The following is a 25,121-nucleotide window of genomic DNA, read 5'->3' as shown; positions in this document are numbered from 1 at the left end:
GTGTGATACATGCCGGGAAGTAAATTAGTTGCAATATTTTTTCTGCTGATACATGGTTGTATATTAACTTATGGTCAGACAATAGCGCCTAATGAAGACAGTGCTCTTGTTGCCGAAATGAAGAAATATACTTTTCTGAATACGCACGATAGCTTGATGCTTAACAAACAGGCAATGAACTCTTTTTGTATGGCGGCTAAAAAATGTTGTAAGGATACCAATGAGCAACTAAACATTATTTACATAGGCGACTCGCATTTACAGGCAGGATATAACATTGGTGTGGTGCGCAGAAAGCTGCAACGTAAGTTTGGAAATGCCGGAAGGGGACTCGTTTTTCCTTACCGACTTGCTAAATCAAACGGGCCTTATGACTATGTTTCGTTTAGTGCCGATGAGTGGGATTATCGCAGAAATGTTTTTGCCGACAGCACCTTCACTACCGGAATAATGGGTTTTGCGCTGCGCTCTATTAGCGATAGTGTTCAGTTTGGTATTGTATTGCGAAGTAACGAAGGCCTTCAATATGCTTTTAAAAGATTACAATTGTTTACAGATAGTTGCGCTTCGTGTAAGGTGACCGTTACAGATAGTGCTGGACTAATGCTTGCAAAGAGAACCAACCAAAGCCCATATATACATCAGTTTGATTTTGATACCGAAGTAAGTAGTTTTAAAATAATTATTGATGCGGATTCACTAAAGCGTATAAATATTTCAGGAGTAAATGTTTGTAGTGATAGCAGAGGGTCGCTTTGTCACAGTGTGGGAGTTAATGGTGCTACCTTCAAAAGTTTTGCTTCGCAATCATTATTCTTTAATCACCTGAGTAAACTCGATGCACAACTAGTGATTATCTCTCTAGGCACAAACGAAGCATTCAATGTATATCGACTGGATACCGCTGCTTTACGGGCTGCAATAATCAGCATGGTGGATTCAATCAGAAGCATTTTTCCAAATACTGCTATCTTGCTTACAACTCCGCCCGATGCAGGGATAAAAGTTCGCAGAAAGAAATATAAATCGCATACCAACGTGGCACAGGTAGCTAAAGTGATTAAACATACTGCTTGCGATAAACATGTTGCATGCTACGACTTGTATACTGCTGCCGGTAGTTATGCAAATTGGTACTTAGTGGGTATGATGGATAGTAAGCGTATACACTTCACCCGAAAAGCCTACGAAATTCAAGGATTTATGCTGGCCAATCAAATTTTAAATTTAATAGAAAATACTCCGTGAGTTTTTTTGATTGGGATAAAATAGCACAACAACTTGTTTACAATGAAAGTGATCGCCTGTTATTTAACAGCACTTTCTTTTTATGCTTTTTGTTTTTATTTCTTGTTGCCTACAGGTTGGTAATTAAAACTGGAACAGTTCGCATTATCACTGTATGCTTGTTTTCGATTTATTTTTTTTATAAAGCATGCGGGCATTATGTTGTGTTTATTCTCATAGCAGCCGTTGTTGATTTCTATCTGAGTAATGCCATTCATGCAAGTGTGCATCATGCCAGGCGAAAACTCCTGTTAGTATTAAGCATTATCCTTAACCTTGGCTTGTTGTGTGCGTTTAAATTTACCGTACCTTTTATTGCTTTTTATAATAACTTTTTAAATGGCACACTCACCGTGCCCGATATAGGTATCCCAGTTGGAATATCGTTTTACACATTCGAAAACTTAAGTTATACCATTGACGTTTATCGCAAAAAATTTACTCCTGTTAAGCGCTTCATGGATTACCTCTTTTTTCTCAGTTATTTTCCTAAGCTGATGATGGGGCCCATTGTAAGGGCAAGCGATTTTATACCGCAATTGCGAAAAGAGATAAACCTGTCGCAACATGATATAGCAAAAGGATTGTTTTTGATTTGCACAGGTGTATTTAAAAAAATTGTAATCAGCGATTACATCCTACTCAATTTGGTAAATTATGTATTTGATGATCCACTTCGGCATACCGGAATGGAATGCTTGTTTGCTGTTTATGGTTATGCTCTGATTATATATTGCGACTTTAGTGGCTACAGTGATATGGCCATTGGCATAGCCAAATGGCTGGGGTTTGATATTAATATTAATTTTTTGGCACCCTATCAATCTTCTAACATTACAGAATTCTGGAGGCGCTGGCACATCTCACTTTCCACATGGCTAAAGGATTATTTATATATTCCATTGGGAGGCAACCGGCTTGGCAAAGTGCGAACTTACATCAACCTGTTTATTACGATGTTACTTGGTGGAGTATGGCATGGTGCCGGTATTAATTTTATTATTTGGGGAGCATTGCATGGGCTGGCACTCGGTGTTCACAAGGTATGGATGGAGCGCTATCCGGCAGCGGCACTCTCAAAGCCAACCGGGTTGTTACGGGGAGTGTATATGTTGTTGACCTTTCATTTTGTTTGTTTTTGCTGGATATTTTTTCATGCCGATAATTTTTCGGCAGCTACGGATATGATCTTTCAAATAGCTACTAATTTTTATTGGTCAGGGTGGGCCACCTTTGCAGGCAATTACTTGCCCGTGCTTGCCCTTATGGCGTTCGGGTTTGCATTGCATTTGCTGCCACTGCGATATAACGATATGCTAATAGATAAACTGGCCCCCTTACACTGGCTGGTTAAGGCCGCCATAGCAGTAATTCTTATTTTTATAATTGTTCAGGTTCGTGTAGCGGATACTGTTTTGCCAATTTACCTGCAATTCTGACAAAGCATTGCTTATCGAGCAAAAATATTTTGCCTTACCTTGTATTTGCCCTTAGTAAAATCAGGAAACGCCACGCTAATGCCACCTTTCGAAATACTTTCTTCGCTCAGTGGAGTTATCGCTGTCCATGTTGCAGCATCATATATATCGATAGGTACAGCAGTCTTGTTTCGAAGCGCTTCAATAAATTCATGTAACACAAAAAAGTCCATACCACCATGCCCAGCTCCTTGGGCATCAGCAGCAAATTTTTTCCAAAGCGGATGGTCGTATTCATCTAAGTAGGGCTTTGCATCTTCCCAGCGGTGTTTTTCTTTAGTCTTACCTTCAAGATAAATAGATTTATTTACATCCATCCATAATCCTCTAGTACCCTGCACTCTGAAACCAAGTGAATAAGGTCGCGGCAGCGAAGTGTCGTGTTGCAGTAATATCGTCTCTTCGCGTTCGGTTTTTATCATGGTGGTAACTACATCACCAAGCATCCATTTTAATCCGGCATTTGGATGCGACTCTCCTCCGGTATTTACTATGTGCTCATGCAGGCCACGCGCTTTGCTTGCGTAGCTTACCAAGCTGGTAAAGCGATTTCCTCGATTGATATCGCACATCATAGCCAAGGGACCTATGCCATGTGTGGGATACAAATCGCCATTGCGCTTCAGGCTATGCTGTGTACGCCATTGTGCTTCGCTAAATCCTTTTTCGTTAAACTCTGCTCCACCACCATAAGGCTGTGTGCCGTTATTAAATTTTACCTCACGCAAATCATGTTGATAACCACCTTGCAAATGTATGAGCTCGCCAAACATGCCTTGGCGTAGCATATTCATTATTGCCATTACATCTCTGCGATAGCACACATTTTCGAGCACACTATATTGCATACCTGTTTGTGCTTGTATCTCAATCAGATTCCGGATTTCTTCCAATGTGGTTGCTGCTATTACTTCACAACCTACATGCTTGCCGGCATTCATGGCATCTATGCTCATTTCATAATGCCATTCCCATGGAGTAGCTATTATTACCGCATCGATATCTTTTGCTTCAAGCATTTTACGATACGCATATTTATCTCCTGTAAAAATGCGAGGCTTTGTTTTATTTGCTATGGCAAAAATTTTCATGGTATCATCCAGCATCACTTGCTGTATATCGCAGATAGCAACAAGGTCAACATCGTTTCTACGAAGGCAAAGTTCAATGTGATCTTGTCCGCGCAAGCCGGTGCCTATTACCCCGATGCGCAATTTATCGGAAGGGGCAAATGATCTGGAAAGGTGCGGTAATGCCATAGCACCGACTGTTGCCAGACTTGCCTGTTTAATGAATTGTTTGCGTGTAAGCATGGTATTTATTTTTTTCGAATGAACAGATTTTTTTCAGTTAACCCAAACTTCTTAAAGGCTGCTCAACTGATTCAAAAAGTATATCTGATTTTTTGCCCGGTCTAAGTTGTGCGTTTCATAGTTTATTTTATAATAAATATCCTGGTTAAGGTAATCGGTAAGAAAACGTAAGGCCTGCATATAAGTCATAAACTGGCCTGCATAATCAACATAGCGATCTTCTAACGATGACCATATACCATCCATTCCGTTTTTATATCCCCTAATAATTGCATGATAAAAATCATTTCTGATTAGCAGTTGTTTTTTATCGTTGCAGTTTTCATCACCAATGCAAAGCATGGTGCGCAGCATATCGCCCAGGTCGCTTATAAAGTACCCCGGCATAATGGTATCGTAATCTATGATACATAAAGGGCGATGAGTGGCAACATCAAATAGGATGTTGTTGATTTTAGTGTCGGCATGTATTATTCGTAATGGTAATAGCTTATTGCTAACTATGTCTGTATACATTCCAACTAAATGTTGAAAATTGTGCAAGGTCACGATTTCATTTTGCGCTGTGGCAAGGCGCTCCTCGCTTGCAGATTTTAGCGCAGCTAAAAATTGATTCCAGCGTAGTTCAAGGTTATGGAAATCATGAATGGCAGGCGTGAGAGTGGAGCTATCAAGATTTGATAACATGGCTGAAAATCGCGCGAATTCATAAGCGGTCAATTCGGCTTGCTCAACCGTTTGTATGGTATTTATCGAGTAGGTGTTTTCAAAAAATGGTTGCATGCGCCATGTATTGCCGTTATCAACTACCAGCGTATTGCCCGTTTTGCTCGGTATGAAATGTCCAAATAAGTAATCAGGAAAATGATGCTTAAGGTAGTTGCTGATGATGGCTACGTTGCGAGATATACGCTCGGGTTCAGTAAAGATATTGGTATTAATTTGTTGCAATAGGTAGCTATTGCCTCCACCAATTGAATATATTTTATAGGTGCTATTTATTAATCCTGCTTGTATGAAATCCCATTCGTATGTACCTGGGGGAATATCAAACTGCAATAATATAGTATTTAGGTTTTGCATGAATCATATAAATTTGTTGGATAAAATCCGCTCGCAGCCAAATGGCTTAGTTTAACAGTAGCGTTTAATTTATCTTGTGCATACGTAATTCCAAGCCAATCATCGTTTCCGGGTAATACGGTAACGCGGCAGGCTTTTTTATCTATTAATTGTTGCACTAATTGAGGAAGATAGAACTCATCGGTGCGATTTTGTAAATTCGACTCATCAAAGTAACAGCACAGAGTTTCAAATAAACCGATATCAAACCCCCACATATTCATAGACACAATGCTATTATCAGGTAGCCCAACCGGCCATTGACCATCGAGGCTCACAATTTTATTTTCCTCTCGAACGATGTTTTTCCGTTCGGTAATGCTTATTAAGATTCCTGCAACATCCAAGTTGCAAATGCCTCGTGACACACTCCCATGCTCACTTAAAGTGGTACTCAACGTATACCCCGGCATACAGAAATCTGCAGCTGTATAGGAATTTTTTAAAAAATTGAAAACTAGCTGAAAACTAAGCTGTCCGTAATAATCGTCTGCATTAACAACAACGAATTTCGATTTTAAAAGAGGCCGGGCACACCAAACTGCGTGTGCGGTGCCTAGCGGGCTCAGGCTGTTAGTTAACGTTCCTTGTTGAAAAACCAAATCTATTTGAACAGCTGATAAAGCCCATTTTTGCAACCAGACATCGAACCTGTCTAAAGTTATTTTACGAATTATAACTACAACATGCCGGCAACCATTCGCAAAGGCATCATATATGGCATAGTCCATCAGGCACTCCTGGTTAGGGCCAATGGGTTCCAGCTGTTTGAGGCCACCGTAGCGGCTACCCATACCTGCTGCCAGTATTACAAGAGAAGGATTATTCATACAGAAGGAAGAAAGTTTCGAAGGAATAAAAAAATCCGGATTGTAAGGTAAATCCGGATTTTTGAACTAGTGGGCCCACTTGGGCTCGAACCAAGGACCACCTGATTATGAGTCAGGTGCTCTAACCAACTGAGCTATGGGCCCCAAAAATAGAGCATCGCAGTATTTCAGCTATGCACCTGTTTTTTTCGAGGTTGCGAAAGTAAAAATTAGTTTGTGAAATAAAAAAGTCAGCTAAAATTATCTACAATCAATGGTTTTAGTAATGGTAAAAGTCATCTCCAATTATTTATTTAATAATTTGTTATGTAAAAAAATATTTTTTCCTTTGCCATCCATCCTAAATCACACAGGAATTTAAAGCTCAAACGTAAAGTATGAAAAATCTATTTACCGTATTATTATTAATTTTTGCGGTGGCTACTGCACAATTTTCTTATGCTCAAAAGAAAGAAAAAAGTGTATGTGCCAAAGCCGACCGCATGATGGACCGCGGAAACTACTATGAAGCCTTGCCCTTTTTTAAGAAAGTATATGACAAAAAGAGTCAGGCAAAAATGAAAGCACAGGCGGCTTACAAGGCAGGCGAATGCTACCGTCAAATGGGAGATTGGAAAGGCGCAGAAGAGTGGTACGGCAAGGCAGCAAAGGCAAACCCAAAGGATGCAAGCGCTGTATTATGGCATGCCAAAGCACTTCAAGGTGCCGGACGCTATGATGAGTCAGTTGCCGAGTACAATGCATATAAAGCATTAGGAGCAGGAGATAACACCGATGCTGATGCCGGAATTGCGGCAAGTACGGCTTCACAAGCATGGAAAGACAAACCGCTACGCTATAAAATTGAAAATATTAGCGCTCTTAACACAAAATACTACGATTATGGTACTGCCATCTCTGCTGGATTGCCTAACACGGTTTATTTCACCTCTTCACGCATTGAAGCTGTCGGTTCTGATAATGATGAGTGGTATGGAGAAAAATATTATGACATATTTAAATCAACACAAGATAACTTAGGTAAATGGAGTACCCCTGTACCTATTGAAGGAGATCCAAACTCGAAACATTCTGATGGGTCAATTTGTCTGGATGCAACCGGATTAGTAATGTATTTTACTCGTGCTGAGAAAGTAAAAGGAACTGAAACAGTTGGTAAAATTTACAAATCAACATTTAGCAATGGAAAATGGGGAGCACCAGAAGGCCTTCCTTTTAACAACGATAGTATTACAAATGGACAACCTACCCTTTCTGCCGATGGACAAACGATGTACTTTGTAAGTACTCGCCCGGGTGGATATGGTGGACACGATATTTGGATGTCGAAGAATAATGGTGGAGTTTGGGGTGAACCTGTTAATGCCGGTTCAGCTATTAACACTAACGGTGACGAAATGTTCCCTGTACTACATAATAATGGTAAATTATATTTCTCATCAAACGGAATGGCCGGAATGGGAGGATTGGATTTATTTGTAGCAACTAACAGCAATGGGTCTTGGGGAGATGTGAAAAACCTTAAAGCAAATATTAACTCATCTGCAGATGATCATAGCATGGTGTGGATTAGCGATACAAGTGGCTATATAACTTCTGGTCGCGAGGGCGGTCAAGGTCAGGAAGATATTTACTTCTTCTTATATCCACCACTAATTTTAAATGTATCAGGAAGAGTATATGATACCGATACCAAAGAGCCTATTGGTGGTGCAACAGTTGAATTATTTGGCAGCGATGGTACATCACTTAGCATTAAAACAGGACCTGATGGCATGTATACCTATCCATTAAAAGAAAATGTAAGATATAAGCTTTCAGCTTCCTATACCGGATACTTAACATTATTCCACGAGTTGAGCACCGAAGGATTAGAAGAGAATAAAGAGTTTAATAAGGATTTCGACTTCCCATTAAAGTCTACATCGAAGGCTATTGTGCTTAATAATATCTACTACGATTTAGATAAATGGTTCTTGCGTCCTGAATCAAAAGATACAATTAACTCAATAGTTACTACCTTGAATCAGAACCCGACCATTGTTGTTGAGTTCAGCTCGCACACGGATTTCCGTGCAACAGATGCCTATAACCAGAAGCTTTCAGAAAGACGCGCTAAGTCAGTGGTTGATTATTTAATAAGCAAGGGCATTCCAAAAGCACGCCTAGCTTATGCAGGTAAAGGAGAAAGCGAGCCTTGGGTAATGACACAAACGGATGGAGTACTGAAGCAGGGAGATACACTTACTGAGTCATACATAAACAATCTTGCTTCTGAAGAAGATAAAGAAAAGGCACATCAGTACAATCGTAGAACACAGTTTAAAGTGTTGCGCACAGACTATGTTCCTCAATAAACGAGATAGTTGACTTAGTTGCAACTAGCAATAAGCAAAAAGAAAAAGGGCTGTTCCACAAGAGCAGCCTTTTTTTATTCCTTGTAAGTTTCAAATTGCAGCTTAAAGGATTGGTTGATGTTTTTGATCGGTGATAAAGTTTTCTGCAGTCCATTCAATTTGTTTTACAAAAGAATGTTGTCGAATGGGGCAGTCTTTCATTATGCATAAGGCACATTGTGAAGTTAAGCAAGGATCGATATGAATAAAAAATTCAATCCTGTTTTTGAAGTGTCCGGTTAAAACAGCTGTAAGATTTTCCTGTACTACATGTGCCTGCACAATGCTATAATTGGCAGGAACAGTAATATGACAATCTATGTGATAAAAGCCTGAGTAGTTAATGGTACGCATATTATGTACGTCAACCCAGTCGGGTTGACGGTGTTCACTCAAAACATTTTTTATTTCTTCTATTATAGTTTCATCAGCTTCGTCCATTATACCGGATATAGCTTGTCTGATAATCTTGTAACCGGTATAAATGATAACCATCGCAAATATTATTGCAACCACACTGTCAAGCCATAGGTATTTGGTAATCATGAGCAATGCAATACCTGCCACCAGGCCAAGTGTAGAATAAGTGTCGCTAATAAGATGTTTACCGCTTGCTTGAAGTGCCGGAGAGTTGGTTTTCTTCCCATTGATCACGCACCATTTTCCTACCGCATAATTAATAACTGCTGTAAAAATTATTAATATCAAACCTACATCAAGTTGCTTGATTAGATGCGGATGCTGTAAGTTATTAACGGCTTCGTATATTATGGCTAATCCTGCAATGCTAATTAATAAGCCTTCAAAGGCAGCACTTAAAAATTCAACTTTGCCATGACCATACGGATGGTCTTTGTCTTTAGGTCGCGAAGAAACAATCAAACTATACAAACCAATAAGACCGGCTATTACATTTACAGTGCTTTCAAGGGCATCGGTTAATATAGCAATTGACTTTGTTACATACCAGGCAGTAATTTTGATTGCAAAAAGTAATACCGTAATGGTAACAAGAATTTTTTGAGTACGAATATTAGAAAGCTTATTTTCCATATAGCATTTGCTGCTGCTGCAAGTTGGATATTATTATTTACCCAGGCAAGCATCATTTTATTGATAAATGGCAAAAGATAACGTTGGGGCAAAAACAGATTTACATCAAAAATAAAATTATATTAGCATCATCAACAAAGAGCAGCAGCAGACAAGAATGCTGGCTAATAGAAAAACAAATGGAGAAATTAATTTTCACAATTGAGGTTAATGCAAATTCAACAGATGTATGGTTTGCCTTATTTGACGATGTTGCTTATCGCCAATGGACTCAAGCATTTACACCCGGATCCTATGCAAAGGGCCTTTGGCAACAAGGAGGGAGAATACACTTTCTGGCACCAAATGGCGAGGGTATATATGCCGACATTGAGGAGATGATAGAAGACGAACGGATGATATTTAAGCACCTTGGTGTTCTGTCTGATTTTAAAGAAATTCCCGAAACAGAAGAAACAAAGGCCTGGGCCGGTGCACACGAAAAATACTTTTTATCGGGAACTGATGGGCGCACTATGCTCAGGGTAGAAGTAGATACATTAACAGCATATAAAGATTATTTTAACGAGGCTTTTCCGCGCGCCTTACAATTGCTTAAGCAAAATGCAGAAAATTTATTGGCGGTTGTATCTGTTACTATAAATGCTGATATAAATTATGTTTGGGAAACGTTTAACAACCCCGAACATATTACAGGCTGGTGTTATGCAAGTGACGATTGGCATGCCCCACAAGCGCAAAACGATTTACGTGTCGATGGAAAATTTTGTACTGTGATGGCAGCTCGCGATGGCAGCTTCAAATTTGATTGGGAAGGGATATATACAGATGTTATTGACAAGCAGCGTATAGCTTACACCATGGCCGACAACCGAAAGGTAGAAATTTCTTTTGCCGAGGAAGGTAATACGGTAACCGTAACAGAAGCATTTAACCCGGAAGACGAAAATCCAATTGCCATGCAAAAGGCCGGTTGGCAAGCAATATTGAACAATTTTAAAAAATATACTGAACGCAAGCACGCTGAAAGCATAAGGGCCGGATTATAAGTGATTCCCCTTTTACACTGTAATAATTTAAATGCTGCATTGAAAGTTGAAAATTATTTTATTAATTCACCCAATTAAATAAACCCAAAACATTTTTTCGTATGTCAAATAAAGATTCATGGGGCTCGCGAGTAGGACTCATCCTGGCAATGGCCGGAAATGCTGTTGGCCTTGGTAACTTCTTACGATTTCCGGTGCAGGCAATTCAAAATGGTGGTGGCTCCTTTATCATACCCTATCTGGTTTGTTTCTTGTTAATGGGTATTCCCTTGTTATTTGTAGAGTGGGCCATGGGTCGTTTTGGCGGCAAGCACGGGCATCACAGTACCCCATTTATTTTGGGCGCTATGGATCGCAGAAGCTTTTGGAAATACATTGGTGTATTCGGCATTTTTACCAACATCACTGTAGCCGCATATTATTGTTATCTCGAGAGTTGGACACTTTCATGGGTATATCATAGCTTTACCGGATCTTTTGCCGGAAAAACACAAGATGAAGTAGCAGCAGTATTTGGCGATTACGTTGCCCTTAAGTCACCTCTTGAGCCAATTCTTTTTTGGATTATTTGTTTATTATTGAATACGTACATACTTAGCCGAGGACTAAGTGGAGGTGTAGAAAAGGTTGCTAAAATTGGAATGCCTTTGCTTATTGTATTTGGAATTTTTTTGGCAATTAAGGGAGTTACGCTAACAGCAGGTGAAAATGGCGCTATCAATGATGGAATAGTAGGCTTAAACTTTTTGTGGACTCCCAACTTTGAAACCATTTGGAGTCCTAAGGTGTGGCTTGCCGCAGCAGGGCAAATATTTTTTACACTGTCGGTAGGGATGGGTTCTATACAATGTTACGCTTCGTATGTACGCAGCAAGGATGACATTGCACTTAATGCTATGAGTGCAGGATGGATGAATGAATTTGTAGAAGTTGTGTTAGGCTCATGTATTTTAATCCCTATTTCAATTGGATATTTAGGCGTAGATAAAATAATAGAAATGACCAAGTCGGGTGGATTAGGACTTGGTTTTCAAACAATGCCCTATCTATTCCAGCAATGGGGTTCTACTATGGCTATGGTTGCAGGAGTAATGTGGTTTGGCCTTTTGTTTTTTGCTGGCATAACTTCATCACTTGCTATGGGCACACCGTGCATGGGTTTTATGCAAGATGAGTATGGATGGAGTCGCGAAAAATCTGCCTGGACATTTGGTGCTGTAGTGCTTTTGCTTGGGTTGCCTACAGTATTGTATTTTGGACTTGGAGTTTTTGATGAGTACGATTATTGGGCAGGTACCGTATCGCTTGTAATTTTTGCACTGTTTGAAGTAATATTATTTGGTTGGGTGTTTGGCATAGATAAGGGATGGAAAGAAATTACAACCGGTGCGGATATTAAAGTACCAATTGTGATGAAATCAATTATCAAATATGTTACGCCTTTGTTGTTGGGTTTCGTATTTGTAATGAGCCTTAAAGAAATAGTTACCAAGGCAACTGACTTTTCGCACATACCTGTTGTGGTTTCCCGCATTTTCCTGCTGGCACTATGGGTAGCTATTGCTTTGCTTGTGCGCCATGCATATAAGAAGCGCATTCGCGAAGGAAGATTTTTAAATATGGATGATTATAAATCAAAAAAATAATAAGCAATGAATACTTCTGCATTGATAATGATGATAGCCGCAATTGGCATAGTAACCATGGTTACCGTATTTTATTTTTACAAGGCTTTTACAACTCCACCACGTCCTGTTGAAGATGGGCATGGCGATGTGATGAGGCCGGATGTAACGTGATTTTAATCCCTTACATTAGTCTAAAAGAATTTTTGTTTGAATTTGGACATAATTTATTTCTGTTAAATAGTGTTTATATCGGATAAAAATTTAAGCGGCATTTTTGAATGAATTTTTTAGGTTATACAAACCGCAAGCGATTAACATTACGGTATCTTCACGGTGCATCATTCTTCCTCGATATTTGTCATTTACAATTCTGGATATTTTTATTCCTCCAATCATATGCTCTATAGCAATTCTTGCTCTCCCAATTATTTTGTTTTCTTGTTTTTGTTCTTGCGATAGCTCGCTGTTTTTTGTTTGTGTGGGATGATAACTGTTGCTGTATTGCTTGTGTAGCCTTGAAAGCCTAAGTCTACAAATAGATTTACCTCCTTAGTGATTGTTAGCTCATCGTTTGCACACATGGCTTTATCGTGTATTCGACCTCCGTATGTTGGGCTCAAGTAGAGTATCTTTTTTTTTCATATTGCCTACTATGTTATTCTTTACTGTGTGTCGTTTTTTTTACCACTATAATATTCTTCCTGTTCATCCATTGGCCTATTGATTGGCCTTTCGCTTCCATCCATAACAATAGTGATGCGATAGTCTAATTGTTCATTCAATTCCTTTGCTTCTCGTTTAGGCATTAATCCTAACTCCGTTAAGCATCGTTTTAATATAGGCTCCAATGCTTTTATCCATTTTGCCACTTGGGGCTGTGTCATCTCAAAATGCACGCTCATCAGCTCTTGCGTGATGTAATGGCGATAATGATATAATATAAATACCAACATATCTTCATCACATTGAAACGTACTGTTGCTGCGCCTACTTCGTTCGCGAGTCCTATTGGCGCCTTCAAAGGTGTGCTTCGATATGTAATCGTACCAGCAGTCTTTAAAGGAAGATAATAGTTTTTCAAATTCATTCTCATGCAATCCTGTCACTGACTTTAATTGCCTTTTCTTTGCAATAGCAGCATAGGTTATTTTCATTTGCCAAGATTATGCATGCATAAGGCACTCTGGTAATAACCTATTCCCTTTTTACTAACTTAGCCCTCTTAATATCTTATCCGATATAATCTCTAGTAAAGATGACTTATTAAATTCAATTTCATTAACAAATATCTCAATGGCTGAATATAAACCGAATGTGGGTGACTTACCTACGGTTCTTGCATTAAATGAAAGCTTAGGAATTGTGTTATATGAACGCGATAAAAGAAAAAAGTTTGATAAAAAGTATGATGCACCAACCGGCTTGTCTTGTACAAGCATTAATGAAATCGAATTCACTTCGAAAGATGATGCATATTTTAAAGGTGTTTTATATAACTCATTTCAGTCTGGTCAACTACCTGCCGTTTGGACAGAATATGAACTAATTGGCGGAAATTTACCAATTCAAAATGCTCATAATTGTTCAAGTGCAAAAATTAGATATAGAATTCATCCTTAAAAGGGTTGTTATTTCTTGTTGCTTTTTCTTTATTTAAGGAGCAGTTGTGCTCAAACAAAAATTACTGTTGAATTTAATTATTTGGTAGTTGAATCTGTTTGTAAAAACATCAGCCACTTTAAACCTGATTCACGAGATTTATATAGTAAAACAAGTAGTGGTATTAATGGCCTAATTTGCATCCAAAACCACAAGCAAAATGCTGTGGTTTTGGGTTGTTCTTACGAAACCTATTATCACAAATTCAAGTTACCATTTTACTCTATATTTTATGGCACTAAATTTTATAATCTTAACTTAAAATCAAGGGTTGTAAACTTTCCAATATTTTATGAACGAAAGTTAACCGATAACGCTAAACGTAAATGGGAGTTGTATTGTCAATTAGGAGGTGTGTTTAGTACCCTAATTTTTGATAGTGAAAATAATGGCACATTTTCTTTTAGTAGAAATGATAATTTCTTTTCAGATGCTGAGTTTCCCAAAATTGAACTATACGTATTAAATTATGATGTACTAGATGCTTCGGCTATGTTGCATTTGGGTTTAAGATTGAAATATAATTTTAGTGAAAAGTTTTATTTAAATACTGCCATTATTGCAAATCCTGGAATATCAACCATTACTACAAAAAGAGTAATTTATAAATTCAAGAATGAATTGGATGAATATAGTCGTAATTATGAAGAGTATTCAGTTTCAAATGGCACCAATTTTAAAGTTCAAATTGGTGCAGGTTTTTTGCTTTTTAAAAGGAAAAAGGGCAGCGAAAGGTAATTTGTGTATTCTTGATTCTCAACAATATTGAATATCATTGATCATATATGAAAGTTGCAGTTCATGTTGGTTGTGAAGTGAAATTTTCAATAATCGAAAAGAAATAAAAACATTACATGCTTTGTGACAATAGGTTGTTCGTTCTATGGGTTCAGTTTGAACAAATCAAAAATTTTCTTCCCCAGATAATACGCAATTTTTTTATTTGATTGATGTGTCCAGCCTGCTATGTGAGGCGATAAGATTACATTTTCAGCTTCTTGTAAAATTTTAAAAGCTGCAGGTAAATCTGCATCCAATTGCTCAAAAGTGGCGGGTTCATACTCAAGCACATCAAGACAGGCACCTGCCAATTCATTTGCAATTATGGCCTGGGCCAGGTGTTGTGTGTTCACATTTTTTCCTCGCGAAGTATTTATCAAAAATAATTTATTACGAAAACTACGTATATAGTCATGGTTAACAAGGTAGTGCGTGTCGGCATTAAGCGGAATATGTAAGCTAACCACATCAGCTTCGTGGTAAATAGTCTGCATATCCGTTTGTTGTACATAAGGGAAAAGTGATTGGTCGATTGTTATATATGGATCGTAGGCAAGAATGCAGCACCCGAAGCCGCTTAGCGTTTTGGCCATTGCACTACCGGTATTGCCAAATCCAATTAAAGCAACGGTTAGCGAATTTAATTCAATTCCCCAGTTGGGTTTGCGTTGCCAGATGCCTTGCTTAACTTCTGTATTCGCTTTGATAATATTATTCAATAAGCATAACAGCATAGCTATTGCATGTTCAGCAACCGCAGTGCGGTTGCCCTCGGGCGAGTTTAGGCAAACTATGTTTTTTGATTTGGCATAGGCAGTATCAATATTTTCCATGCCGGCACCGGCACGTGCTATGCACTTTAGGTTAGTAGCATGCTCTATTAATTTCTTGTCAATAATCATGCGGCTCCGCAATGCAAGAATATCAAAGCGGTTTATTTCCTGTAAAATTTTTTCGCTGTCCCATTGGCTGGCATCGGTAATCTGAAAAGAATCAGCGGGCAACTGCTCAGCAAACGATGGGTGCAAACTGTCTAATAAGAGTATGTGGTACACGATTTTTTGATAAAAGGGAAAGAGCTGAGTTTAAAAACAATCGATTAATGCGATAAGAATGTAACCATGACGATATACGTTTGGCAGAGTAATATTAAGAACGTTTGCGTACCGTAACTTGCTCAATGCGTTTTTCATACATATCACCTTTAAAAATACGGTGTACAAAAATTCCAGGAACATGAATTTGATTTGGGTCAAGTTCTCCGGGCTCTACCAGTTCTTCTACTTCGGCAATGGTAATTTTGCCGCCCATGGCCATCATGGGATTAAAGTTGCGTGCAGTTGCTTTAAAAATAAGGTTGCCCATAGTATCACCTTTCCATGCTTTAACAATAGCAAAGTCAGCCTCAAAGGCTTCTTCAATCAGATATTCGCGGCCCTTATGATTAATAAGCTGTTTTCCCTCGGCTACTTCAGTACCAACACCTGCAGGTGTTGGAAAGAATGGAATGCCATAGCCGCTCATCAGACAACGTGTAGCAAGCGTACCTTGTGGAATTAATTCCACTTCAAGCTCGCCACTTAGCATTTGTCTTTCAAACTCGGCATTCTCACCTACATAAGACGAAATCATTTTTTTTATTTGCTTGTTTTGAAGCAACAAGCCTAAGCCAAAATCGTCAACTCCAGCATTGTTTGAAATACAGGTGAGGTTCTTAATGTTTTTGCGTACAAGCGCAGCAATACAATTTTCAGGAATGCCGCATAACCCGAAACCGCCTACCATTAAGGTCATGCCATCAGTAATACCTTCTATTGCAACATCTGCATTTGCTACTGTTCTGTTTATCATTATTAGTTATTTTGACTGCAAAAATAATTTTTTTATAGAGCCTATATAGATTTTATATGTTGAATTTATAACGATTGATTCTTTTTGATTCTCAAGACATTCTTGTCAGGCTATAACAGCACACTACCTTTAATGCAATTGCATTAGGCAATTGAGCCGGCATTGGGAGCAGTGTTACAAGCAAAATCGTCAATTGTATAATGGCAGACAAGGTGGTAAATCATAAAGCGGCTGCAAATGTTTCGTAGAAATTTATGGCACCTACTGCCTACTTGGTGCTTGTTTCTGTTTTTAATTTACTTTTGTTTCACTCAAAAAAAATAATTTCTATGAAAATATCATCACTGTTTCTTTTCGCTTCCATATTAATAATGGGGTTAGTGTTAACTGTAAAATTTATTTTTACAGATAGGGATGTTAAAGAGCATCCTGAAGTGTACGATGCCTTTTTTTTTGAAAATAAAGCAGCTGCGTATCCATTAGCTGATGTACCTAAGGAAGCTTTTGCCAATGCTTATAGTTTTTATACTGCAAACTTTTTGCATGCATCGTATAAGCAAAGTGCAGCGTGGACAAGCCTTGGCCCCGACAATGTGGGTGGTCGTACCAATAGCATTGCTATACATCCTACTGATACCGGTACCATTTGGTTAGGTTCGGCATCCGGGGGCTTGTGGAAATCTACTACCGGAGGATTTGGTGCCAATGCCTGGCAGTATGTGCCAACCGGATTTCCGGTGCTGGGTGTTGCAAGCATTGCTATCAATCCAATAAATAAAAACGAATTACTAATTGGAACAGGCGAAACTTACAATTACGATGCTTATAGTGGTGGCCTGGTAGTGCGCACTACGCGCGGCAGTCATGGCATTGGTATGTTGAAGTCAACAGATGGCGGCAACACGTGGAGTCATGTTATTAATTGGCTTGCCAATCAGCAATCAACCGTATGGGAAATTATATATGATACACAAAACCCAATCAATGTATTTGCCGCTACTACCGAAGGTGTTTATAAATCAACTGATGGTGGCACTACCTGGAGCAAAGTTTTTAATACAACCATGGTGATGGATTTGGCTGTTGATCCTATCAATGCGCAAGTGGTGTATGCATGTGTTGGTAATTTAGATAGCCCTGATCATGGCATTTACAAAACGACCGATGGTGGCACTACCTGGAATAAACTTACCACAGGGCTACCAACATCTATTACGGGCAGAATTTGTATCGATATTTATCCAGGCAATTCAAACCTATTAGTTGCACACATCTGCGATGACTTTTTATCAAAGGGTCAATATGTAAGTGTAAATGCAGGTTTTAGTTGGCAATTAGAAGCAACTATTGACATTGGCTCATATCAAGGCTGGTATAGTAAGTGTTTAAAATTTGATCCGGCTGATAGTTCCCATGTTTTTTGCGGAGGTGTTTACTTGCACGAATCCAATGATATGGCAAACACTTTTTTGCAAACAACGTATTACGACCCTACACAAATTGAAACATTGCCTTGGCCCGATTTGCATGATTTAATTTTTAATCCACTTGATAATAATAAATTGTATTTACTTACCGATGCCGGCCTTTATCGTTCAAATGATGGTGGTGCATCATGGGCTTGGTGTGCTAATGGATATAATGTGTCGCAATTTTATAGTGGTGCAGTATCGCAACAAGATAGTAGCATGATGTTGGGCGGCTTGCAAGATCGCAACACGTATCAATATACAGGCACTAAAAACTGGGATCCAAAAACGGGAGGCGATGGTTGCTATACTGCTATCCATCCTACAGACGACAACATACAATATGCTTCTTCACAGTACTTAAACGTATATCAATCAACCGACCGTGGACAATTTTTTAATTCGGTATTTAGTGGGTCTAGTGCGGCCTTTGTAGCACCTTATGTTCTTGCACCATCTAACCCAACACAGTTATATTTTGGTGATCAAAATTTTAATACCTCGTACGATGGTGGATTTACCTATACTACTTTGAACAATGTTGATAACGGTAATAAGGTATTGGCAATAGCTGTATCCGCTACCAATGCAGATAAAGTTTATTTTACAACTGCACCTACTACAGGTAACCCCGGAAAAGTTTTTCTTTCATTAAATGCGGGATCATCAATTACCAATATTACCGGCTTATTACCCGATAGATTCCCGCGCGACATTGCCATTAATCCAAACAACGATAACGAACTTTACATTGCCTATAATGGCTATGGTACTGGGCATATTTTTAAATCAACCAACAGCGGTGCATCGTGGATGGATGTAAGTACTTCCTTGCCCAATACACCATTTCATACGTTGTTTATTAACCCTACCAATTCGCAGCAAATACTGGCAGGATGCGACCTTGGAATTTTTTATTCCGATAATGGGGGCTTAACATGGAGCACTTTAAATACGGGCTTGCACGATGCCACACAGATTTACGATTTACAATATAGCGCAAGTAATAATTCGGTTGTTGCCTTTACACATGGTAGCGGAGTGTATACACTTCCGCTTGGGGGCTTACCCATTTCGGTTGACGAAAAGGCAATTAACAATTCGCTTACTATTCATTCTGTTTTTAATAATCAGATTCATATTGTAAGCTACCTTTCCAAAAGTGAAAATGTAACGGTAAGTGTATATGATATAAGCGGAAAAAAAATAGTTGACAACAACATGAATATACATGCAGGAAGTTCGAAGTTTACTTTCAACCTGCCGACAATAAATTCGGGAATTTACCTGATACTTGTTGAAGCTGAATCAGTATCACAGCGGAGCATGAAAAAAGTATTTATTAATTAACCCATTGACCACCTGATTGAATTACTAAAATAAATAATTGTGAATAAAATAGAGCATATCGGTATTGCAGTAAAAAACCTGGCCGCTGCCAATGATACGTACAGCACACTGCTTAATACCAAACCATACAAACAAGAGGAAGTATCAAGCGAGCATGTGCTTGCCTCTTTTTTTAAAGTTGGCGAAAATAAAATTGAATTGCTTGAAGCTACCAGTGAGCAAAGTGCCATTGCCAGATTTATAGAAAAACGAGGAGAAGGAATTCATCACATCGCTTTTGATGTGGAAGATATCTATGCCGAGATGAAACGATTGCGCGAAGCAGGTTTCACTTTACTTAACGAGCAACCTAAAAAAGGAGCAGATAATAAATTGGTTTGCTTTGTACATCCAAAAGATGCCAATGGTGTGTTGGTTGAATTATGTCAGGAGATTAAGAAGGTGAATGATTAGGGAATTGATTTAAAAAGCCCACCTTTCGGTTTGCAATAAAATATTTTGGGTTATCCATTCTAATCCCTCTACCAACTATCTTTGCACCAATGAATAAAAACCTCGATCCCGAAAAAGAAAATCTCACATCGATAGATCGTGACATTGAGAGGGCGTTGCGGCCTTTATCGTTTGATGATTTTACAGGGCAACACAAGATAATTGACAATCTTCAGATATTTGTAAAAGCAGCTGTTAAGCGTGGCGAAGCACTCGACCATGTTTTGTTGCACGGCCCACCGGGATTAGGGAAGACTACGCTTGCACATATTATTACCAACGAACTTAAAGTAAATATTAAAACCACTTCAGGTCCTGTGCTTGATAAACCGGGCGACCTTGCAGGGTTGCTTACCAACCTTGATGCAAATGATGTTTTATTTATTGATGAAATACATCGCCTATCACCCATAGTAGAAGAGTATTTGTATTCGGCTATGGAAGATTATCAGATAGACATCATGATAGAGAGTGGCCCCAATGCTCGTAGTGTGCAAATCAAAATCAATCCGTTTACATTAATTGGCGCCACTACGCGTTCTGGTTTGTTGACTTCACCTTTACGCGCCCGCTTTGGTATCAATTCGAGATTAGAATATTATGATTCTAAATTATTGCAACTGATAGTAATTCGCAGTGCCGATATTTTGCGTGTGCAAATAAGTGAAGATGCTGCCTTTGAAATAGCGCGCAGAAGCCGTGGCACACCACGTATAGCCAATGCCCTGCTACGCAGGGTTCGCGATTTTGCTCAGATAAAAGGTAATGGAAATATTGATATGGCCATTGCACAATATGGATTGAATGCACTTAATGTGGATGTAAATGGATTGGATGAAATGGATAATAGAATACTGAGTGCCATCATTGATAAATTCAAAGGTGGTCCGGTAGGAATTACCACCATAGCAACTGCTGTAGGCGAAGAGGCCGGCACCATTGAAGAAGTATATGAGCCATTCCTGATACAAGAAGGATATTTGATGCGCACCCCGCGAGGACGTGAAGCAACAGAACTTGCTTACAAACATCTTGGTAAGAAAATTAAAAATTCGGAAGGAACTTTGTTTGAATAGGTAACTCCTAATAAGGATTCTTCCATTAAGTTAAGTATTCGAAGAGAAATCAAATTTTCTTTTTGCAATTAAATTATTCATTCGTGAAAATCAGTGGATTCGTGGCAAAAAATGAGAGGCCACTAATACGGCTTCATCCTAAAAACTCCGCTAGCAATCGATGAAAGTGATGTGTGCCTTGCTCGCGTGTTACACTGTATCGGCCTTTGTTGTAAAAACGACTTTGTACCCCTTTCTGTACACTTTCTACAATCTCTTCGTCTTCCTTTTCTACTTTATCCAAATCACCTCCTGCCCCAGTGTTGCGCAATTCTTCGCGCCAGATAAATGTGATAAAGCGCACCTTTGTTTTGTCAACAGAAAGTGGTTGTATTATATTGATGGATAAACCCCACGGATAAAAATTAAACATCATGTTGGGGAATACCCAAAAGTAATAGGCAGCTATATTGCGTCCATAGTCGGGCGAAGTTGCAGGTAAGTCAAAACAGTTTTCGCTTGTTTTGCTTACACCCAATTGCAAATTTGAATACGGAAAAAATAATTCGGTATTGTAATCACTAAAATCGAGAACAGCGTTCAAGCAGGCATGTACAAAGGGCACATGAAATCCTTCGAGGTAATTTTCACAATACAATGCCCAATTGCAATTGATTAAATAATCTTTGTCGTGTTGTGGAGCATGCATAAATTCGTGTAAGGGCATCCACGCCACACGTTGCATCATATCATTAAAAAAAACTTCGGCAGGTTTAATGGGATTAATGGAAGCAAATAAAAATTTACTCCATTCGAAAAACGAAACCCTCGTTAGGTTATCTGCCTCGGAAGGAAAATTTTCTACTTCCTTAAACTCAGGCATCGATTTAAACTTTCCCTTCATATCAAAAACACGCCCATGATATCGGCAACGCAACTGGTTAACATTACACGCATGCTCGGCCAAAATTTTACCCCGATGTGTACATACATTACTCATGCAATGCAAACTATTGTTTGCATTGGTAACAATCAATGGCTCATCCAAATAACCGGGCAACAAGGCTACAGGCATACAGTCGCCAGTCTTCTGAAGTTGCTCATTGTGGCCTGCATACTGCCACGTCTTAGCAAATATTTTTTCCTTGGCCGAAATAAAAAATTCAGGCGATGTATAAACAGATTTATCTATTGTAGATGCTCTGGCAATATTGGAATCAACATTAAATGCAGACATATATGCAAATGATTATTTTATAAAAACAGAATATAATTATTCGGGGGAAATCGTCAGAGCTAATAAGCAATTAACATTACTCCTTCACAAATTTGGAATACGAAATTTTACCGCCATTGTTAACCATAACCATATACAGTCCTGCCGAAAAGTTCTTGCAATCGAGTGAATGCACTATTTTTCCATTAGCAGTAGCTAATGAGGTAGTGTATTGCAACATGCCATCTATGGAGTAAACCGATAGCTGGGGTGTGCTTCCGCTGCTTACATATAGGGTTACCGTTAATACAACGGTAGCAGGATTTGGAGCTACCAGCAACAGGTCATTTATTTCCGTATCATTAATAGATGTTACTGAGCAATTGGTGAGCGTAGCAAATGAATTTAATTTTCCCGAGCCCCATTTATTGTTTGGGAGGTTGCTGCCTGTAAAGGTATCTGAGTAGGTATTACTGCGCAGACACTTAATAAAATCTGCTGGAATAAGGGTAGGATACAATTCTAAAAACAAGGCTCCGGTACCACCAATAACGGGCGCGGCAAACGAGCTGCCACCACTTGCCCAATGCTTGCAACCATCAAGCGATTGCTTAATGGTAGGTAGTTGCGGCCAAAAAGCTACGGGTATGCATGACATATTATAACTACCCGATGCGGCTACATCAGGCTTTTGACGGCCATCGCGTGTAGGGCCTGTGCTGCTATTAGGAACGATACTGCCACGCTGCTCGGCAATAAGCGATTGCGGATTAAGTGCACAATCGATGTGATCTTTGCGATTGAAATAATTTCCAGCAGTAGCTACTTCATCCAAACAAGCAAAGCTGCTCACCATGTTTTGATCATTATCGGGCATTTCATAATTTGCAATGTCAGGATTGATGGCAACTGAAGGTAAATCTCTTATCACCATTCCCGAAGGATAATAAGGGTTTCCGCTAAATATAATATTCCACAAATCAAGATGGCCACTGCCACTACTATTTAACCTTACCAAATAGTTTGAACTATCGGGAAAAATATAATACTCAAGTGAATACACACCACCTTGTATAAAACTGTATCTGTTTATAATGGCAAGCCTTTGGCCTGCACCATTCTTTAACGTATCGTATTTATTCAGTAGCAAAGAGTTGAGTACATTAAAGTCAGGAGTATTGCCTTTGTAGCTGTAATAGTCTTTCGACTCGTCCATACCAATATTGAAATTGATATTTTTAAAATCGGCTGTGTCGCCCCACACTTGTATGTAGTAACCAAGGCCCGGGATAAAACTATTTAAATTGGGATCAAATTTAAACCAGGTAAATCTTGTAGTTGACGATGCATTGTAACCAAGATGTAAGCTGTCGTCTCCTTTGTTTCCAATAGCTGCTGTCATAAGTCTGCCGGGTTGTGCGGTTATGTAATTTTTTATTTGTTGTGCTTCCAAATCCTGACCATCATGACTGCCATAGTAATCGCCAAGGCTAGCATTAATAACACAGGGCATACCTAGTAAATTAGCTTTATCATAAATGTATGCCACTGCATCGGCAAGTTTATTTGTTGAATTACTGAAATCGAAATTCACGCCAATCAAGGTCGCCTCGGGAGCTGCACCTTCGTTGTGGCCTATACCATTATTATTAGCTGCGCCTATGCCGGCAACCAAGGTGCCGTGATAGTTGGCAGTTTGGGTGCATTGCCCGTTGTCGATAGCAGTTTTGTCCCACTCTTGTCCATAGTTGAATGGTGCAGGAGTATTGGTAGCAGCGGGTTTGGTTTGATCCCATATATAGGCAAATCGTGTTTTGCCAGTGGTGTCTTGCAAGTCAGGATGCGTATAATCAATGCCCGTATCTATAAAACCATACACCACTCCGGTACCTTTGTACGGTTGCGACAAGGGAACATTACCATCATGTATTTGTTGTATAAAATTATTTACACGCATGGTATCGTTCAGTGGAATATATCGCGACATACCACTCTCTACGCGTAGCACTCCTTTCGATTGTATGAACTGCGTCAAATCTTTTTCGCGAATTTGCACAGCGGCAATGTTGCCGCTGTGGTGCACAAACACACCTTGTAATTCTTGCACCACAGATTTTATAGCAGTGATATCGCCTTGAACAAATACTGGCACCAACCGGTTGCTTTTGCTTTCGCGCTCAATAATTTTTGCAATAGCATGATTGTGTTGTGCTTGTTGCGAAAAGGATAGAGCACAAAGAAATAATAATGGAAAAGAGAGAAATTTTTTCATAGCGTGGTGCTTTTGATTTTTTTTGAATAATCAAAAATACAAAAATAAAGCAGTAAGTTAAATTAGTTTATGAGCGTAGCTCAAAATTTTGTCCCAGATAAACTCTGCGCACGGTTTCATCATCGGCAAGTTCGCGGGGTGTGCCGTGTTTTAATATTTTGCCTTCGAATAAAAGATATGCACGGTCGGTAATGCCAAGCGTTTCGTGTACATTATGATCGGTAATGAGTATGCCGATATTTTTTGTTTTAAGTTTAGAAACTATCTGTTGTATATCTTCTACAGCAATGGGGTCTACACCGGCAAAAGGCTCATCGAGCAAAATAAATTTGGGATTTACAGCCAACGCTCTTGCAATTTCGGTTCTGCGCCTTTCACCACCTGAGAGTACATTGCCATTGCTTTTACGTACTTTATTCAATCCAAACTCTTCGAGTAGTGCTTCGCATTTTTCATACTGCTCCGCTTTGCTGAGCGAAGTCATTTCAAGTACCGCTTTAATATTGTCTTCTACACTCAATGTGCGAAACACGCTTGCTTCCTGTGCCAGGTATCCAATGCCAAGGCGGGCGCGCTTGTACATGGGCTCATCGGTAATTTCAAGATCGTCTAAAAAAACTTTGCCCGCATTGGGTTTAATCAATCCAACGGTCATATAAAAAGTGGTAGTCTTACCCGCACCATTGGGGCCAAGCAAACCTACAATCTCACCTTGCTCCAACTCGATGCTAACATCGTTTACTACGGTGCGGCTTTTATATTTTTTTACAAGATGTGACGAGCGAAGTTTCATAAAAATTTTTCGGTGCAAATATAATCAC

Annotated in this window: 22 protein-coding genes and 1 tRNA gene; 11 read left to right on the top strand and 12 right to left on the bottom strand. The window is 39.1% G+C overall.

The features are described 5' to 3' along the window. The first annotated feature begins 9 nt into the window (after window positions 1–9). Together IPO27_06630 and IPO27_06625 are read left to right on the top strand one after the other, a co-directional pair. Complete coding sequence (locus IPO27_06630; protein ID MBK8846249.1) at window positions 10–1,248, top strand: hypothetical protein; 1,239 nt, start codon at window positions 10–12, stop codon at window positions 1,246–1,248. After that, on the top strand, window positions 1,245–2,726 hold the full coding sequence (locus tag IPO27_06625; GenBank protein MBK8846248.1) for an MBOAT family protein: 1,482 nt from the start codon (window positions 1,245–1,247) through the stop codon (window positions 2,724–2,726). Before IPO27_06630 ends, IPO27_06625 begins: the two co-directional genes overlap by 4 nt. Before the next feature lie 11 nt (window positions 2,727–2,737). On the opposite strand, the gene IPO27_06620 is transcribed toward IPO27_06625, so the two are convergent. The 4 genes from IPO27_06620 to IPO27_06605 all read right to left on the bottom strand — a co-directional run bounded on the left by IPO27_06620 (window position 2,738) and on the right by IPO27_06605 (window position 6,174). Beyond that, window positions 2,738–4,078, bottom strand: coding sequence for a Gfo/Idh/MocA family oxidoreductase (locus tag IPO27_06620; GenBank protein MBK8846247.1), 1,341 nt, complete (start codon window positions 4,076–4,078; stop codon window positions 2,738–2,740). Between the two features lie 51 nt (window positions 4,079–4,129). After that, complete coding sequence (locus IPO27_06615) at window positions 4,130–5,161, bottom strand: phosphotransferase (GenBank protein MBK8846246.1); 1,032 nt, start codon at window positions 5,159–5,161, stop codon at window positions 4,130–4,132. Next, window positions 5,149–6,030 carry a hypothetical protein gene (locus tag IPO27_06610; protein ID MBK8846245.1) on the bottom strand — a complete coding sequence of 294 codons (882 nt, stop codon included), beginning with the start codon at window positions 6,028–6,030 and terminating at the stop codon, window positions 5,149–5,151. Before IPO27_06610 ends, IPO27_06615 begins: the two co-directional genes overlap by 13 nt. Window positions 6,031–6,100: 70 nt before the next feature. Continuing rightward, window positions 6,101–6,174, bottom strand: a tRNA-Ile gene (locus tag IPO27_06605). A gap of 233 nt (window positions 6,175–6,407) precedes the next feature. On the opposite strand from IPO27_06605, the gene IPO27_06600 reads away from it, so the two are divergent. Further along, window positions 6,408–8,387: a PD40 domain-containing protein gene (locus IPO27_06600; GenBank protein MBK8846244.1), complete on the top strand. Its 1,980-nt coding sequence runs from the start codon at window positions 6,408–6,410 to the stop codon at window positions 8,385–8,387. Window positions 8,388–8,489: 102 nt separating this feature from the next. Here IPO27_06600 and IPO27_06595 read toward each other — a convergent pair whose 3' ends face one another. Next, on the bottom strand, window positions 8,490–9,479 hold the full coding sequence (locus IPO27_06595) for a cation transporter (GenBank protein ID MBK8846243.1): 990 nt from the start codon (window positions 9,477–9,479) through the stop codon (window positions 8,490–8,492). 515 nt (window positions 9,480–9,994) lie between these two features. On the opposite strand from IPO27_06595, the gene IPO27_06590 reads away from it, so the two are divergent. The 3 genes from IPO27_06590 (at window position 9,995) to IPO27_06580 (ending at window position 12,327) form a co-directional block, all read left to right on the top strand. Then, complete coding sequence (locus tag IPO27_06590; GenBank protein ID MBK8846242.1) at window positions 9,995–10,528, top strand: SRPBCC domain-containing protein; 534 nt, start codon at window positions 9,995–9,997, stop codon at window positions 10,526–10,528. A 101-nt stretch (window positions 10,529–10,629) separates the two neighbouring features. Next, window positions 10,630–12,174, top strand: a complete 1,545-nt coding sequence (locus tag IPO27_06585; protein ID MBK8846241.1) for a sodium-dependent transporter — start codon at window positions 10,630–10,632, stop codon at window positions 12,172–12,174. 6 nt (window positions 12,175–12,180) lie between these two features. After that, on the top strand, window positions 12,181–12,327 hold the full coding sequence (locus IPO27_06580) for a hypothetical protein (protein MBK8846240.1): 147 nt from the start codon (window positions 12,181–12,183) through the stop codon (window positions 12,325–12,327). Between the two features lie 90 nt (window positions 12,328–12,417). Here IPO27_06580 and IPO27_06575 read toward each other — a convergent pair whose 3' ends face one another. After that, window positions 12,418–12,693, bottom strand: coding sequence for a hypothetical protein (locus IPO27_06575; protein MBK8846239.1), 276 nt, complete (start codon window positions 12,691–12,693; stop codon window positions 12,418–12,420). A gap of 125 nt (window positions 12,694–12,818) precedes the next feature. Then, window positions 12,819–13,310 carry a transposase family protein gene (locus IPO27_06570; GenBank protein ID MBK8846238.1) on the bottom strand — a complete coding sequence of 164 codons (492 nt, stop codon included), beginning with the start codon at window positions 13,308–13,310 and terminating at the stop codon, window positions 12,819–12,821. 139 nt (window positions 13,311–13,449) lie between these two features. On the opposite strand from IPO27_06570, the gene IPO27_06565 reads away from it, so the two are divergent. Further along, window positions 13,450–13,776, top strand: coding sequence for a hypothetical protein (locus IPO27_06565; GenBank protein MBK8846237.1), 327 nt, complete (start codon window positions 13,450–13,452; stop codon window positions 13,774–13,776). A gap of 393 nt (window positions 13,777–14,169) precedes the next feature. Beyond that, the gene (locus IPO27_06560; protein ID MBK8846236.1) at window positions 14,170–14,553 is read left to right on the top strand and encodes a hypothetical protein; all 384 of its coding nucleotides are present in this window, start codon (window positions 14,170–14,172) and stop codon (window positions 14,551–14,553) included. Between the two features lie 143 nt (window positions 14,554–14,696). Here IPO27_06560 and IPO27_06555 read toward each other — a convergent pair whose 3' ends face one another. Continuing rightward, on the bottom strand, window positions 14,697–15,650 hold the full coding sequence (locus tag IPO27_06555) for a hydroxyacid dehydrogenase (GenBank protein MBK8846235.1): 954 nt from the start codon (window positions 15,648–15,650) through the stop codon (window positions 14,697–14,699). Between the two features lie 94 nt (window positions 15,651–15,744). Next, on the bottom strand, window positions 15,745–16,446 hold the full coding sequence (locus IPO27_06550; GenBank protein MBK8846234.1) for a CoA transferase subunit A: 702 nt from the start codon (window positions 16,444–16,446) through the stop codon (window positions 15,745–15,747). Window positions 16,447–16,775: 329 nt separating this feature from the next. Between IPO27_06550 and IPO27_06545 the strand changes: the two genes are divergently transcribed. The 3 genes from IPO27_06545 to ruvB all read left to right on the top strand — a co-directional run bounded on the left by IPO27_06545 (window position 16,776) and on the right by ruvB (window position 20,833). Further along, window positions 16,776–19,265 (top strand): T9SS type A sorting domain-containing protein, encoded by a 2,490-nt coding sequence (locus IPO27_06545; GenBank protein MBK8846233.1) that lies wholly within the window; start codon window positions 16,776–16,778, stop codon window positions 19,263–19,265. A 39-nt stretch (window positions 19,266–19,304) separates the two neighbouring features. Continuing rightward, on the top strand, window positions 19,305–19,718 hold the full coding sequence (mce, locus tag IPO27_06540) for a methylmalonyl-CoA epimerase (protein ID MBK8846232.1): 414 nt from the start codon (window positions 19,305–19,307) through the stop codon (window positions 19,716–19,718). A gap of 89 nt (window positions 19,719–19,807) precedes the next feature. Beyond that, on the top strand, window positions 19,808–20,833 hold the full coding sequence (gene ruvB, locus IPO27_06535; GenBank protein MBK8846231.1) for a Holliday junction branch migration DNA helicase RuvB: 1,026 nt from the start codon (window positions 19,808–19,810) through the stop codon (window positions 20,831–20,833). 133 nt (window positions 20,834–20,966) lie between these two features. On the opposite strand, the gene IPO27_06530 is transcribed toward ruvB, so the two are convergent. The 3 genes from IPO27_06530 to lptB all read right to left on the bottom strand — a co-directional run bounded on the left by IPO27_06530 (window position 20,967) and on the right by lptB (window position 25,093). Continuing rightward, window positions 20,967–22,049, bottom strand: a complete 1,083-nt coding sequence (locus IPO27_06530; protein MBK8846230.1) for an aromatic ring-hydroxylating dioxygenase subunit alpha — start codon at window positions 22,047–22,049, stop codon at window positions 20,967–20,969. A gap of 76 nt (window positions 22,050–22,125) precedes the next feature. Further along, a complete protein-coding gene (locus IPO27_06525; protein ID MBK8846229.1) occupies window positions 22,126–24,300 on the bottom strand; it encodes a S8 family peptidase in 2,175 nt (724 codons plus the stop codon). Window positions 24,301–24,367: 67 nt separating this feature from the next. Next, a complete protein-coding gene (gene lptB, locus IPO27_06520) occupies window positions 24,368–25,093 on the bottom strand; it encodes an LPS export ABC transporter ATP-binding protein (protein MBK8846228.1) in 726 nt (241 codons plus the stop codon). Window positions 25,094–25,121: the final 28 nt, after the last annotated feature.

It is taken from the genome of Bacteroidota bacterium, assembly GCA_016714535.1.
In the GTDB taxonomy this organism is placed as follows: Bacteria; Bacteroidota; Bacteroidia; order AKYH767-A; family OLB10; genus JADKFV01.
Note: the sequence above shows the minus strand (reverse complement) of the source record. Positions and strands in the feature narration are given on the sequence as shown.